General features: G+C 32.1%; 12 protein-coding genes and 1 other RNA gene. 6 read left to right on the top strand and 7 right to left on the bottom strand.

What is annotated here, in order from left to right; translation table 11 throughout:
* Window positions 1–44 precede the first annotated feature (44 nt).
* Window positions 45–1,670 (bottom strand): ABC-F family ATP-binding cassette domain-containing protein, encoded by a 1,626-nt coding sequence (locus ACFS5M_RS12890; RefSeq protein ID WP_183489011.1) that lies wholly within the window; start codon window positions 1,668–1,670, stop codon window positions 45–47.
* Window positions 1,671–1,949: 279 nt separating this feature from the next.
* Between ACFS5M_RS12890 and ACFS5M_RS12885 the strand changes: the two genes are divergently transcribed.
* Window positions 1,950–3,383 (top strand): TlpA family protein disulfide reductase, encoded by a 1,434-nt coding sequence (locus ACFS5M_RS12885; protein ID WP_183489009.1) that lies wholly within the window; start codon window positions 1,950–1,952, stop codon window positions 3,381–3,383.
* Window positions 3,384–3,426: 43 nt separating this feature from the next.
* On the opposite strand, the gene fsa is transcribed toward ACFS5M_RS12885, so the two are convergent.
* From fsa to ffs, 3 genes are all read right to left on the bottom strand, one after another.
* The gene (gene fsa / locus ACFS5M_RS12880) at window positions 3,427–4,080 is read right to left on the bottom strand and encodes a fructose-6-phosphate aldolase (protein WP_183489007.1); all 654 of its coding nucleotides are present in this window, start codon (window positions 4,078–4,080) and stop codon (window positions 3,427–3,429) included.
* Window positions 4,081–4,190: 110 nt separating this feature from the next.
* Window positions 4,191–4,994: an SDR family oxidoreductase gene (locus ACFS5M_RS12875; protein ID WP_183489003.1), complete on the bottom strand. Its 804-nt coding sequence runs from the start codon at window positions 4,992–4,994 to the stop codon at window positions 4,191–4,193.
* A gap of 56 nt (window positions 4,995–5,050) precedes the next feature.
* Window positions 5,051–5,149: signal recognition particle sRNA small type (gene ffs / locus ACFS5M_RS12870), an RNA gene on the bottom strand.
* Window positions 5,150–5,237: 88 nt separating this feature from the next.
* Here ffs and ACFS5M_RS12865 point away from each other — a divergent pair.
* From ACFS5M_RS12865 to ACFS5M_RS12850, 4 genes are all read left to right on the top strand, one after another.
* Window positions 5,238–6,272, top strand: a complete 1,035-nt coding sequence (locus ACFS5M_RS12865; RefSeq protein ID WP_183489000.1) for a glutaminyl-peptide cyclotransferase — start codon at window positions 5,238–5,240, stop codon at window positions 6,270–6,272.
* Between the two features lie 156 nt (window positions 6,273–6,428).
* Window positions 6,429–6,827 (top strand): acyl-CoA thioesterase, encoded by a 399-nt coding sequence (locus ACFS5M_RS12860; RefSeq protein WP_183488998.1) that lies wholly within the window; start codon window positions 6,429–6,431, stop codon window positions 6,825–6,827.
* A gap of 75 nt (window positions 6,828–6,902) precedes the next feature.
* Window positions 6,903–8,459 (top strand): hypothetical protein, encoded by a 1,557-nt coding sequence (locus ACFS5M_RS12855; protein WP_183488995.1) that lies wholly within the window; start codon window positions 6,903–6,905, stop codon window positions 8,457–8,459.
* A gap of 80 nt (window positions 8,460–8,539) precedes the next feature.
* Window positions 8,540–8,980 (top strand): nuclear transport factor 2 family protein, encoded by a 441-nt coding sequence (locus ACFS5M_RS12850; protein ID WP_183488992.1) that lies wholly within the window; start codon window positions 8,540–8,542, stop codon window positions 8,978–8,980.
* Between the two features lie 9 nt (window positions 8,981–8,989).
* Here the strand turns inward: ACFS5M_RS12850 and ACFS5M_RS12845 are convergent, their stop codons facing one another.
* Window positions 8,990–9,526, bottom strand: coding sequence for a DUF4833 domain-containing protein (locus ACFS5M_RS12845; RefSeq protein ID WP_183488989.1), 537 nt, complete (start codon window positions 9,524–9,526; stop codon window positions 8,990–8,992).
* A 1-nt stretch (window position 9,527) separates the two neighbouring features.
* Entirely contained in the window at window positions 9,528–10,799 is a 1,272-nt protein-coding gene (locus tag ACFS5M_RS12840; protein WP_183488986.1) for a serine hydroxymethyltransferase, read from the bottom strand.
* Window positions 10,800–10,910: 111 nt separating this feature from the next.
* Here ACFS5M_RS12840 and fahA point away from each other — a divergent pair, with 111 nt between their 5' ends.
* On the top strand, window positions 10,911–12,203 hold the full coding sequence (fahA, locus tag ACFS5M_RS12835; RefSeq protein ID WP_183488983.1) for a fumarylacetoacetase: 1,293 nt from the start codon (window positions 10,911–10,913) through the stop codon (window positions 12,201–12,203).
* A 68-nt stretch (window positions 12,204–12,271) separates the two neighbouring features.
* Here the strand turns inward: fahA and ACFS5M_RS12830 are convergent, their stop codons facing one another.
* Window positions 12,272–13,120 (bottom strand): DUF2911 domain-containing protein, encoded by an 849-nt coding sequence (locus tag ACFS5M_RS12830; RefSeq protein ID WP_183488980.1) that lies wholly within the window; start codon window positions 13,118–13,120, stop codon window positions 12,272–12,274.
* Window positions 13,121–13,206 lie beyond the last annotated feature (86 nt).

Raw genomic sequence — 13,206 nt, 5'->3', positions numbered from 1 at the left:
AAAAACCTGAAATTAATTTCAGGTTTTTTTGTGAATAAAGTCTATTAAGCAGTAACAGCGTACATTTTATCTCGCAAGGCTTTAATTTTTGAGTCTTGCATATATTCATCAAAAGTGGTGTACCTATCAATAACACCATTTGGAGTTAACTCTACAACTCTATTTGCAACTGTTTGAGCAAACTCATGATCGTGTGTAGAGAATAAAACTGTACCTTTAAAGCTTTTAAGTGAGTTATTAAATGCTGTGATACTCTCTAAATCTAAATGGTTAGTTGGTTCGTCAAGCTGCAAGACATTAGCTCTAGTCATCATCATTCTAGACAACATACAACGAACTTTTTCTCCTCCTGATAAAACCGACGATTTTTTAAAGGCTTCTTCACCACTAAAAATCATTTTACCAAGAAAACCACGAATGTTCACTTCTTCACGTTCTTCTTCAGTTTGAGCCCATTGGCGCAACCAATCGATTAAAGTTAAATCGTTATTGAAGAATTCACTATTATCTAATGGTAAATAAGACTGAGTTGTTGTTACGCCCCAAGCAAATTTTCCAGAATCTGCTTTTTCATTTCCATTCAATATTTGATAAAAAGCAGTTGTTGCCCTAGAGTCTCTTGAAAATAAAACTACTTTATCTCCTTTATTTAAATTTAAATCGATGTCTTTAAAAAGCACCTCACCTTCAAGCGATGCTGTTAACCCTTCTACATTTAAAATTTGGTCTCCTGCTTCTCGATCACGCTCAAAAATAATCGCTGGATAACGACGAGATGTAGGGCGTATATCTTCAATATTTAATTTATCAATCATCTTTTTTCTACTTGTTGCTTGCTTTGACTTTGCAACATTTGCAGAGAAACGACGAATAAACTCTTCTAATTCTTTTTTCTTCTCTTCTGCTTTTTTGTTTTGTTGTGAACGTTGTCTGGCAGCAAGTTGAGAAGATTCATACCAAAATGTATAATTTCCAGAGAAATGATTAATTTTTCCAAAATCAATATCAGAAATATGTGTACAAACAGCATCTAAAAAGTGCCTGTCGTGAGAAACCACAATAACACAATTATCGTAATTAGCTAAGAAATTTTCTAACCAAGAAATTGTTTCGTAATCTAAATCGTTAGTAGGCTCATCCATTATCAGTACATCAGGATTCCCGAATAAAGCTTGAGCGAGTAAAACACGTACTTTTTGTTTACCATCTAAATCTTTCATTAAAGTATAATGAAGATCCTCTTTTATACCTAGATTAGAAAGCATTGCAGCAGCATCACTGTCGGCATTCCAACCATTCATTTCTTCAAATGTAACTTGTAACTCGCCAATTTTTTCAGCATTTTCATCTGAATAATCTGCATATAAAGCATCTATTTCAGTTTTGATTTTATACAATGGTTTATTGCCCATTAAAACTGTTTCAAGAACCGTATCTTCATCATGTTTATTATGGTCTTGCTCTAAAACAGACATACGTTTTCCTGCTTCTAAATGTACATGTCCTGATGTAGGATCTTGCTTACCTGCAATAATTTTTAAAAACGTTGATTTTCCTGCACCATTAGCACCAATAATTCCGTAACAATTTCCATTATTAAAAGTGGTATTGACTTCATCAAAAAGAATACGCTTTCCAAATTGGACTGAAAGATTTGAAACTGATAACATAATTATATTTTAATTTTTCTTATTAATTTGGTTCCTGAAGAACTTATATTTTTTTACATTTTACGGCTTTATTTAAAAAGCCCTTGTAAGTTTTTGCAAAAGTAGAAAATTCAAAGCATAAGACGAAATAAAGTCTTCACTTTAATACACATGAAATAATACCTACAAAGCATGAACCGAATAGGTATTTATTAACTTTTAACAGTGAATTAACAGCAGATTGTCTTTGCAAGGCATATTTTTGTTTGATAGAAGATATTTATATTTTAGAACCCATTTATGAGATTACTAATTTCAATACTATTAATTGCTTTAACATTTAATTCCTGTAAAAAAGATATTACAGTAAAGGAAGGCGACTATGCGTTTATTGGTGGAGAAATCATTAATCCAAGTGACAATAAAATCATTCTTTCTAAATCTAATACTATTATTGATACGATTCTTCTAGATAAGCAGAATAGATTTTTATATAAGATTAACAACTTAGAGCCTGGCTTGTATGCTTTTAAATTACAAGCGTATTATGGTGTTGAATTTCAACTGGCTTTATTAGAGCCTAAGGACAGCATCATGCTAAGACTTAACACTATAGATTTTGATGAATCTTTGGTGTATACTGGAATAGGTGCAAAAAAGAACAATTATTTAATTAATATGTTTCTTAAAAACGAAGAAGAGAACGAGAAAATTTTAAAGTTCTGCCAACTTCAACCAGAAGTTTTTGAAAACCGTTTAGACTCATTACGCCGAATCAACCAAAACAATTTACAAACCTTTAACGCAAAGTATAATACTTCAGATTTATTTAAAATAATTGCTCAAGGAAATATAGATTATAATTATTACTTAAGTAAAGAAATTTATCCGTTTGCTTATTATGGTGACAATGAAATTAAAAATTTAAAGTCTTTACCAGAAAATTTTTATAGCTACAGAAAAGATATCGATTATAACAACGAAATTCTAAAAGATTATTTTTCTTATGATACATTCTTAAGATACCATTTTAGAAACCTTGCCCTTTCTGAGCATTTAAAGCATTCAAATGACAAAACGTTTAATAGAGGTTCTTTACCATATAACCTTAAAAGGTTAGAACTTATTGATAGCCTTATTAGTAATGAAAAGATTAAAAACCCTTTATTGAGCATGTCTACAATGAGTTATTTGAATAACACTAAAGACATTGATAGTTTAGATAAAATTACCGATTTCTATTATGCTAAAAGTACAGATGAATTTGACAAGAATCATATTAAAAAACTGGTTAGCTCATTAAAGCAACTTAAAATTGGAAACGATATCCCTAATATAGATTTATTAAACTATAAAAGTGAAGATGTATCCTTACGCTCAATAATCAATAAACCTACAGTTATTCATTTTTGGTCTCGTGACTATAAATCACATTTTAAAGAAAGTCATAATAAAATAAAAGAACTAAAGGGTAAATATCCAGAAGTCAATTTTATCTCTATTAATGTTGACGAACCAAAAACGAAGTCTAATCATAAAGTTTTATTGCAGTATAATTATACTACTGAAGGCGAATATCAATTAAAATATCCTAAAAAAGCAAAACAAGATTTAGCTATTAACCCAATCATTAAAGTGATGATTATTGATAAAAAAGGGAAAATCGCAGAAGCGCATACAAATATGTTTTCTGTTCATTTTGAAGAACAGCTATTAGGCTTACTTAACAAGTAAAAAAAAAGCGCTAAATGCGCTTTCTTTTTTTATGGTGTGAAAATTAGTTTCCTTTTTGAAAATCGGCTAAAAACTTAGCTAAACCACTATCTGTTAGTGGATGTCTTAATAACCCTTCTATAGAACTTAATGGGCCTGTCATTACATCTGCACCAAGTTTAGCACAATCTATAACATGCATTGTGTGTCTTACAGAAGCGGCAAGAATTTCGGTTTCAAAAGCATAATTATCATATATGTGTCTTATTTCAGCAATAAGATTTAATCCATCTGTAGAAATATCATCTAAGCGACCAATAAAAGGTGATACATATGTTGCTCCTGCCTTAGCAGCTAATAAAGCTTGTCCAGGAGAAAAAACTAAAGTCACATTTGTTTTAATTCCGCGATCACTAAAATACTTACACGCTTTAACACCATCTTTAATCATAGGTAGTTTAACCACAATTTGTTCATGTAATTCAGCTAAAGCTTCACCTTCTTTCACCATCCCTTCAAAATCGGTGGCAATAACTTCTGCACTTACATCACCATCTACGATGTTACAAATATCTACATAATGCTTCATAATATTATCATGTCCTGTAATGCCTTCTTTAGCCATTAATGATGGATTTGTAGTTACACCATCTAGTATGCCCATATCTTGAGCATCTTTAATCTGATCTAGGTTAGCAGTATCTATAAAAAATTTCATGTTCAATTAAATTTTAGTTGTGTTTATGATGCTGCGAATTTACAATTAATAAGAAACTTTAAAGTTGTTTTTGAAGTAAAACATATTAACAACTTATAAAGCGTTATGTATTAAAGTTTATAATGATTCATGAGCATTTTTTCATAGATTCTATCTGGTAATATCCGTTTAAGAACGATTGAAAATTTTTGCATGAACTCGCCAATTTTATAATGCACTTTAGGCTTTCTTTTATTTATTATCCTATAAACAGCTTTAGCCATAAGTAAAGGATCTTGACCTTCATCAACATGCGCATCCATCATTTTTAATGTATTCTCGTAAGGCGCCTTGTAAGGAGAATCCTTTAAAACTGGAGCGTGATAACGTCCCGAAGCAATATTGGTCGCAAAATCACCTGGAGCTATCGAAGTGATATTAATGTTAAAACGCTTTAGCTCCATACTAAAAGCTTCTGTAAGAATTTCTAAAGCCCCTTTACTTGCACTATAAACTCCTCGGTAAGGCAATCCCATATATCCAGCTATAGATGTAATATTAATAATTAAACCCGATTGTTGTTTTCTCATTTGAGGCAAAACGGCCTTAATCACATTTATAGGTCCGAAAAAATTAGTTTCAAAATTAGCTTTTATTTCAGATTCAGGGATTTCTTCAATAGCTCCTGTAACACCAACTCCTGCATTATTTATTAGAACATCAACGCGCTCTTCAGTATTAACAACATGTTGAATCGCCGAAACAATCGTTTCATTTTTAGTGACATCTAAAGCAATGATAGGAAATTTGCTATCCGAATAATTTTTAGGGTTTCGACTTGTACCATAAACAGTATATCCCTTTTCGATTAAAAATTCACCAATAGATTTACCAATTCCTGAAGAACCTCCAGTAATTAAAACAACTTTAGACATAGAAGAGTTTTTATAGTGTAAAAATACAATATTAAAAGGAAAGTTTAGGGCACAAAAAAAGGCAAGCTACCTACATCACACCGCTACGACCATTTACCTTTGCTTCGTTCCCGACCTGGAGGATTCAACAGGAGCTGGTTGTGTAGGACTTGCCGAGTGCAAAGATACAACCTTTTAAAATTTTCACAATGTTTTTTTAAACTGAATTTTAATAAATATCTTGCTGAAAATTTTAAACAAAAAATGAGAACTCTCAAAACACTTACAATCATATTTTTAGCTGGTTTTATTTTATCATGCGGAAGTAATCCTGAACAGAAAAAAAATGATTTTTCTATAACTACTGATGCAAAAAATAATGCGATAACGCTAGGTGAAACCTTAAACCTATCTTTAAACAACCCTAAAAATCATGATATTGAATCTGTAAGTTATACCTTAAATGGGGATCCTGTCTCTGAAAGCATAGTAGTATCGAATTCTAAATTAGGAGAACAAACCATAGAAGCAAAAATCATTTCTAATGGCGACACAATTAATATCACGCAACAAATAACTGTACTAAATAACACGTCTCCTAAAGTGTACTCGTATAAAATCGTTAATGAATATCCTCACGATATCACTTCTTATACTCAAGGTCTAGAATTTTATAATGGTGAACTTTATGAAAGTACTGGTCAACGCGGTGAATCTAAATTAAGGAAAGTCAACTATAAAACTGGTGAGGTTCTAAAAAATATTGATTTAGCTCAAGAATATTTTGGTGAAGGCTTAAGCATTTTAAAAGATAAGATCTATCAATTAACTTGGACGAGCAGTACTGGGTTTGTTTATGATGTTAATACGTTTGAAAAAACTGGAAGTTTTAGATATGGTAGTAGTAAAGAAGGCTGGGGAATTTGTAACGACAATAACAAATTGTATAAAAGTGATGGTACCGAAAAAATATGGACAATCAACCCAGAAACTTTAACTGAAGAAGGCTATATTCAAGCGTATCACAACAAGGGGAAAGTTATAGGTTTAAATGAATTAGAATGGGTAAACGGAAAAATTTATGCCAATCGTTATCAAAAAAATGGCGTCGCGATTATTAATCCCATCAATGGTGCTATAGAAGGTGTCATCGATTTTTCACCATTAAAAAACAAGGTCACACAACATCAAGGTTTAGATGTCCTTAACGGCATTGCTTATAATCCAGATACTGAAACACTTTTTGTGACTGGAAAACGCTGGAATAAACTATTTGAAGTCCAAATAATTACCGAATAATACACAATATCTAAAAAAACGGTTTTATAACTGATTTAATTTTCAGAAGACTTACTCTTTACTACATTTAAAAAATAATACCTTACCTATGTAGGTCATTTATTAATAGCAACATTTTTTTTTAATTAACACATTATCAATTTAATACGCTATTAAATGGACTATAAAAAACCTTTCCAACACACAGTTATAGTTAGTCATGATGACCTAGATGATCTCAACCATGTTAATAATATTCGCTATTTAAAATGGATTGAAGATATCGCTAGAGCGCATTGGAAACAAATTGCTTCAGAAGAAATTTATAATTCTTACTACTGGATTGTACGCCAACACCTTGTTGATTATAAAGCATCTGCCCATTTACATGACGAAGTCATAATCACGACTAAATTCTTAAATTGTAATGGCGCTAGAGCAAAAAGTATAATTGAAATGCACAACAATAGTACAGGTAAATTATTACTTCAAGCCGAAACTGTTTGGTGTCTTATGGCAGTTCAAACAAAGCGTCCTACACGTGTTACTGAAGAAATTGATAAAATTTTAGTCTAAAATATCTGAAATAGATACTAATTCATAATTTCAAAAGTTATATTTTTATCACTTTAAAGGTTATAACTATATTTTATGAAACGTACGCTTTACTTTTTAATATGTATTTCATTTCTTTTACTTTGGAGTTCTTGCCGAAAAGACTTTGATTTTACACCTAGTAGTGGAGATCTTAGATTTTCGAAAGACACTGTATATCTAGATACTGTTTTTACAAATATTGGCTCAAGCACTTATAATTTAAAAGTTTATAATAGAAGTGATGAAGATATTAATATACCTTCTGTCAAACTTGCCTTAGGTGAAGATTCAGAATATCGCCTAAATGTTGATGGTATTGCTGGAAAATCATTTGAAAATGTAGAAATTCTTGCAAAAGACAGTATGTTTATTTTTGTTGAAACTACTATAGATATTGATAACCTTCCCGATCTTAATGGCGAGTTTTTATATACTGATAAAATTGAATTTGATTCTGGAAGTAACCAACAAGTTGTAGATCTTGTTACGCTTGTAAAAGACGCCATCTTTATCTATCCAAATCGAGATGATACTACTGGAATTATTGAAACCCTCTCTCTTAATGTTGGAGGTGAAATAATTGAAACCGAAATTCAAGGGCGTTACCTTTTACCTGAAGAATTAAATTTTACTAATGAAAGGCCTTATGTGGTGTATGGTTATGCTGCTGTTCCTAATAATGAAACTTTGACTATTGATGCTGGAGCGAGAATACATTTTCATGCAAATTCTGGATTATTAGTCAGTGAAGGTGCTTCATTACATGTTAATGGCGATTTAAGTACAGATGAAGAATTACTAGAAAACGAAGTTATTTTTGAAGGCGACAGATTAGAGCCAGCTTTTGAAGATGTTCCTGGTCAATGGGGAACAATATGGCTATTTGATGGAAGTGTTGATAATATTATCAATTATGCGACAATAAAAAACGCAGCTGTTGGTATTTTAAGTGAAGGCAATCCTAATGAAGCTACAGACAAGCTTACCATAACTAACTCTCAAGTTTATAACTCAAGTAATTTTGGGATTCTCGGTAGAAACACTTCTATCTCTGGTGAAAATTTAATCGTTAATAATTCAGGACAAGCGAGTTTTGCTGCGACTTTAGGAGGAAAATACAACTTAACCCATTGTACCATTGCCAACTATTGGAATAACAGTTTTAGACAATTTCCTTCACTATTAGTAAATAATTTTCAAGAAACCGAAGACGCTATACTCCTAGCAGATTTAGTTGAAGCTAATTTTAATAATTGTATCATCTTTGGAAATGATAGAGTCGAATTTTTAATCGATGAAATAGAAGAGCCTACTACTCCAACACTTTTTGATTTTAAATTTACAAATTGCTTGATACGTTTTCCTATAGACGACCCAAGCTTTAGTGGAGAAAACTACAATATAAGTGGACCACATTACGATAACAATATTTTCAATCAGAGTCCAGACTTTAGAGATGCTAATGAAAATGATTTAATTATTGGTGAAGATTCTGCAGGAAACAACCAAGGAAACAGTACGTTTGCAACTCAAGTTCCTAATGATATTCTTGGAATTAATAGAACAGCATCACCAGATATAGGTGCTTTCCAACACATTATTTTTGAATAGATTAACGTCTTGTTAACGCAATTGTATTAAACATTTTTTTAATTTCATAGTCACTATTAATCAATCAAAAAATGTGACAGATGAAAAAAATACTCATTCTTACTTTATGCGTCATTGCATTGCAGTTGACCCAAGCACAGACTTCAGACAAATCAGGTGTTGAACAAGCATGCATGAACTACATTGAAGGTTTCTATGAAGGTAATGTTAGCAAGCTTGAAGCTAGCCTTCAGCCTACACTCAATAAGTTTGGATTTTGGAAAGACAAAGACACTAATACTTATAGGCAAGTTCCGCACATGTCTTATGATCAAGCTATGGCCTACGCTAAAAATGTCTTAGAAAAAAAAGAGTTTCCAAAACCAGATGCTCCAAGAGATGTTTTAGTTCTTGATATTAGCAAAAATATTGCATCAGCTAAAGTAACTGCATGGTGGGGAATAGACTATATCCTACTTTCTAAACGAGGTGACAAATGGATGATTGAACAAGTTCTTTGGGAAGGCCCTTTAGAAAATTAGAACGTGCATTTAGTCTTGCTTTAGGATTAGTTTTTCAGTAATGGATTGATTAGAATAAAAATCTTTACCATAAAAAAGGATATACTCGGCTTTAAGGTTAATACCTGTATTCTTATTTTTAAGTTTTAGAAACATTTTTTCTAAATACATTTTTTGGTCATTAACAGTCACATAAATTCTAGCACCTTCATTGTCATTATAAGTCAGATAAAAAAACAAATCTTCTGAAACAGCCAGGCGAAATTTAACCCTTTTAGCATCAGATGATAATAAAACGACTCCATATGCTAATCTTTTTTGTAACAGGGTTAAAGGTTTCTTTTCGCCATCTTCATTGTAAACAATTCTATATTCTTCTATAGGTTCAATTAAATCAATAGCGCCATCTTTTATATTAGCATCGTACACATAAGTATTATGATTATTACTATGCTGAATATAAAACAAGCGAGAATCCGTTTTTTTAGGTACTGGATAATCCTCTTGAGAATACCCTAAAAAAAAGGTAAAATTATTAATCAGAAGAAATAAAAGCACCGCTTTCATCTTAACAGAACAAAGGTAAATCTTTCATCATTGCATTGACTTTACCAGCAATAGTTTCTAAAATGGCTTCATCTTCATAATTCATAATAACTTCATCAATTAAAGATACAATACCTTCCATGTCGCCTTCTTTTAAACCTCTGGTTGTAATCGCTGGAGTTCCAACACGAATACCAGAAGTTACAAACGGACTCTTATCATCAAAAGGTACCATGTTTTTATTCACTGTAATATCTGCCTTTACTAAAGCTTGCTCAGCATCTTTACCAGTAACATTTTTATTTCTTAAATCAATAAGCATCATGTGGTTGTCTGTTCCTCCAGAGATAATATGATAACCTCTAGCGACAAAAGCTTCAGCCATAGCTTGTGCATTTTTCTTTACTTGTAGCATATAATGCAAAAATTCGTCCGTTAATGCTTCGCCAAAAGCGATTGCCTTTGCTGCAATAATATGTTCTAATGGTCCACCTTGATTTCCAGGAAAAACTCCAGAATCTAATAATGAAGACATTTTACGCAAGTTGCCATTTTTTAAAGTAATTCCGAAAGGATTATCAAAATCTTGTCCCATCATAATCATTCCTCCACGTGGTCCACGTAATGTCTTATGTGTCGTAGTCGTTACAATATGACAATGCTGTAACGGATCATTTAAAATACCTTTAGCAATCAAGCCGGCTGGATGAGAAATATCTGCAAGTAATAGTGCGTTTACAGAATCTGCAATTTCACGAAAGCGTTTAAAATCCATATCACGAGAATAGGCAGAAGCTCCAGCAATAATTAATTTAGGTTTTTCACGTTGAGCCACTTCAGCAACATGGTTATAATCGATGCGACCAGTCTCTTTTTCAACACCATAAAATACAGGGTTATATAATTTCCCTGAAAAATTTACAGGAGATCCATGAGTTAAATGTCCTCCATGCGATAAATCAAATCCAAGAATCGTATCACCAGGTTTTAAGCAGGCAGCAAAAACAGCAGTATTCGCTTGACTTCCAGAATGTGGCTGTACATTTACATAAGCAGCACCAAATAATGCTTTAGCTCTATCGATAGCTAATTGCTCGACTTCATCAACAACTTCGCAACCACCATAATAGCGCTTCCCAGGATAACCTTCAGCATATTTATTAGTTAAAACAGAACCTGCAGCTTCCATAACTTGGTCGCTTACAAAATTTTCTGAAGCAATAAGTTCTATACCTTCAAGCTGTCTTTCTTTTTCAGCCTCAATAAGTTCAAAGATTTGTTCGTCGCGTTGCATAAATTTTTGTTATAGTTAAATATTCATCAAAAATAGTAATTAGATTAGTTTAATACATCAAAAAACATATATTTACATAAGATTTAATAAACAATTAATTAACATTTTACTATGCCACTTTCAGCCAACAATCCAGATAGAACGTCCTGGTTGCACGTCGATAAGAACTCCGATTTCCCTATTCAAAACATTCCATTTGGAGTATTTTTAACCAGAGATGATATTATAACCATTGGAACACGAATTGGAGATACAGCTATAGATTTAGGTGCTTTACATCAATTAGGGTATTTTGAAGGCATTCCTTTAACTGATGATATTTTTCTTCAAGATACTTTAAATGATTTTATTGCTGATGGTAGAAAAACTTGGCGTTTAGTAAGAAACAGAATTGCAGCAATTTTTGATGCCGAAAACAAGAGTTTAAAAAATAATGTAAAACATAAAGAAATTGTATTATTTCGTTTAGATGAAATAGAAATGCAATTACCTGTACAAATTGGTGATTATACTGATTTTTACTCAAGCATTGAACATGCTACAAATGTAGGAACCATGTTTAGAGATCCAGACAATGCACTATTACCAAATTGGCTTCATATTCCTGTTGGTTATCATGGTAGAAGTTCTTCAATCATACCTTCTGGAATACCAATACATAGACCACAAGGACAAACCTTACCCGCTGGAGCTTCAGAGCCAGTATTTGGTCCAAGTAAATTAGTGGATTTTGAATTAGAAATGGCCTTTATTACTACTGATGCTAATGATTTGGGAGAACCTATCCCAGTTGATGAAGCTGAGGAATATATTTTTGGACTAGTCTTATTTAATGATTGGTCTGCTCGTGATATTCAAAAATGGGAATATGTGCCTCTGGGTCCATTTTTAGCTAAAAGTTTTGCGTCTTCTATTTCACCATGGATAGTGACTTTAGATGCCTTAGAACCTTTTAGAGTAGAAAGCCCTAAGCCCCTAAAAAAACAATTAGAATATTTACAATATAAAGGGAAGAAAAGCTTTGATATTAATCTAGAGGTTGCTATTCAACCGCAAAAGGCAAAAGAAACGGTTGTTAGTAAGTCAAATTTTAAATATATGTATTGGAATATGGCCCAACAACTTGCTCATCATACTGTAAATGGTTGTCCGATAAACTCTGGTGACATGATGGGAAGTGGTACTATTTCTGGTCCTACGCCAGATAGTTTTGGCTCAATGCTTGAATTAACTTGGCGAGGTGAAAAACCAATCAAAATGAAAGATGGTACTGAACGAAAGTTCATTAATGATAATGATACAGTTATTATGCGTGGCTATTGTAAAAAAGACGATACTCGAATTGGTTTTGGAGAAGTTTCAAATAAATTACTTCCCGTTTTTAATCCGAAGAAGAAAAAATAAAATCTTGAATGATACATCATAAAAAAAGGCAACCAATTGGTTGCCTTTTTTATTAAAATTTAGAAGTACTAATTCGACCATTCTGCAATCGAAGCTTCATTCATTTTTACATAATTTGTATTATTGTTTTCTTTCGCTAATCTAAGAGATTCTTTAGCTATTGCAATAGCACCTTTAGTATCTCCTGATTTTGCATAAATTAAAGACTGCTGTCTTAAGTACCAATAACGAGGCTCATCTTTTGTCATTTCTATAGCTTTATCTATCCACATCTTAGCTTTACTAATATCCTTGTCTGCTTGTAAATAGTAAGCAGCTGATGAATAATAATCCGCTGCTCCTGGACCATTCATAATCTTATCAATACTAGCTGTTACATATTTATCTGTTGGTACAGAAAAAGGAATCGCTACATAAGATTTCTCCCAAATCATTTCAATTCGTGCACCATTATCTGTTATACCATTAATATCTATTGTAAATGTTTCTACATTGAAAGGTATTTCCATAACATCAACACTAACGGTAGCAGCAACTTTACTTTCGTCCCATTCTTTTGGCACGCCCCAATTATTAGTATCAGTATAAAAAATAACATCCCACTGTTTTGCAGAATTTAGTTTTGTAAAAATGGCATAAGACCCAGCTTTTAAAGGAGTTCCAGAAACCGTAGTTTCTGTACTAAAAGTAATCATAGTGTTTTTATTCGCTCCAGTACGCCATGTTGTTCCAAAAGACTCTAAACCTCCAAAGATAGTTCTACCTTTTACTCCTGGTCTACTATATTCTACTGTAATATCTGTTAGCCCAACTTTCTGTTCAAGCTTACTTAATGGACTCGCTTGCGGAGTCTCTACTTGAGCGTTTACCTGATAAGAAAAAGTAAATACTAAAGCAATTAATAAAAGTTTTTTCATTTTAAATAAATATTTATGGTTAAAAAATTAATTGCATAAATTTAAGCATTACTAAAAGTTAACATTGTTAACAAAACTATAAAATA

It is taken from the genome of Lacinutrix iliipiscaria (genome assembly GCF_042686125.1).
GTDB classification, from domain to species: Bacteria; Bacteroidota; Bacteroidia; order Flavobacteriales; family Flavobacteriaceae; genus Oceanihabitans; species Oceanihabitans iliipiscarium.
The sequence above is the reverse complement of the archived record's forward strand: the minus strand, read 5'-3'. Positions and strand labels throughout refer to the sequence as shown.

Excerpts from the sequence above, each read along its gene's own strand:
- fsa (WP_183489007.1), bottom strand. The coding sequence starts at position 4,080 with ATGAAATTTTTTATAGATACTGCTAACCTAGATCAGATTAAAGATGCT.
- fahA (WP_183488983.1), top strand. The coding sequence starts at position 10,911 with ATGCCACTTTCAGCCAACAATCCAGATAGAACGTCCTGGTTGCACGTC.
- ACFS5M_RS12865 (WP_183489000.1), top strand. The coding sequence starts at position 5,238 with ATGAGAACTCTCAAAACACTTACAATCATATTTTTAGCTGGTTTTATT.
- ACFS5M_RS12885 (WP_183489009.1), top strand. The coding sequence starts at position 1,950 with ATGAGATTACTAATTTCAATACTATTAATTGCTTTAACATTTAATTCC.
- ACFS5M_RS12875 (WP_183489003.1), bottom strand. The coding sequence starts at position 4,994 with ATGTCTAAAGTTGTTTTAATTACTGGAGGTTCTTCAGGAATTGGTAAA.
- ACFS5M_RS12830 (WP_183488980.1), bottom strand. The coding sequence starts at position 13,120 with ATGAAAAAACTTTTATTAATTGCTTTAGTATTTACTTTTTCTTATCAG.
- ACFS5M_RS12840 (WP_183488986.1), bottom strand. The coding sequence starts at position 10,799 with ATGCAACGCGACGAACAAATCTTTGAACTTATTGAGGCTGAAAAAGAA.
- ACFS5M_RS12850 (WP_183488992.1), top strand. The coding sequence starts at position 8,540 with ATGAAAAAAATACTCATTCTTACTTTATGCGTCATTGCATTGCAGTTG.
- ACFS5M_RS12890 (WP_183489011.1), bottom strand. The coding sequence starts at position 1,670 with ATGTTATCAGTTTCAAATCTTTCAGTCCAATTTGGAAAGCGTATTCTT.
- ACFS5M_RS12860 (WP_183488998.1), top strand. The coding sequence starts at position 6,429 with ATGGACTATAAAAAACCTTTCCAACACACAGTTATAGTTAGTCATGAT.
- ACFS5M_RS12855 (WP_183488995.1), top strand. The coding sequence starts at position 6,903 with ATGAAACGTACGCTTTACTTTTTAATATGTATTTCATTTCTTTTACTT.
- ACFS5M_RS12845 (WP_183488989.1), bottom strand. The coding sequence starts at position 9,526 with ATGAAAGCGGTGCTTTTATTTCTTCTGATTAATAATTTTACCTTTTTT.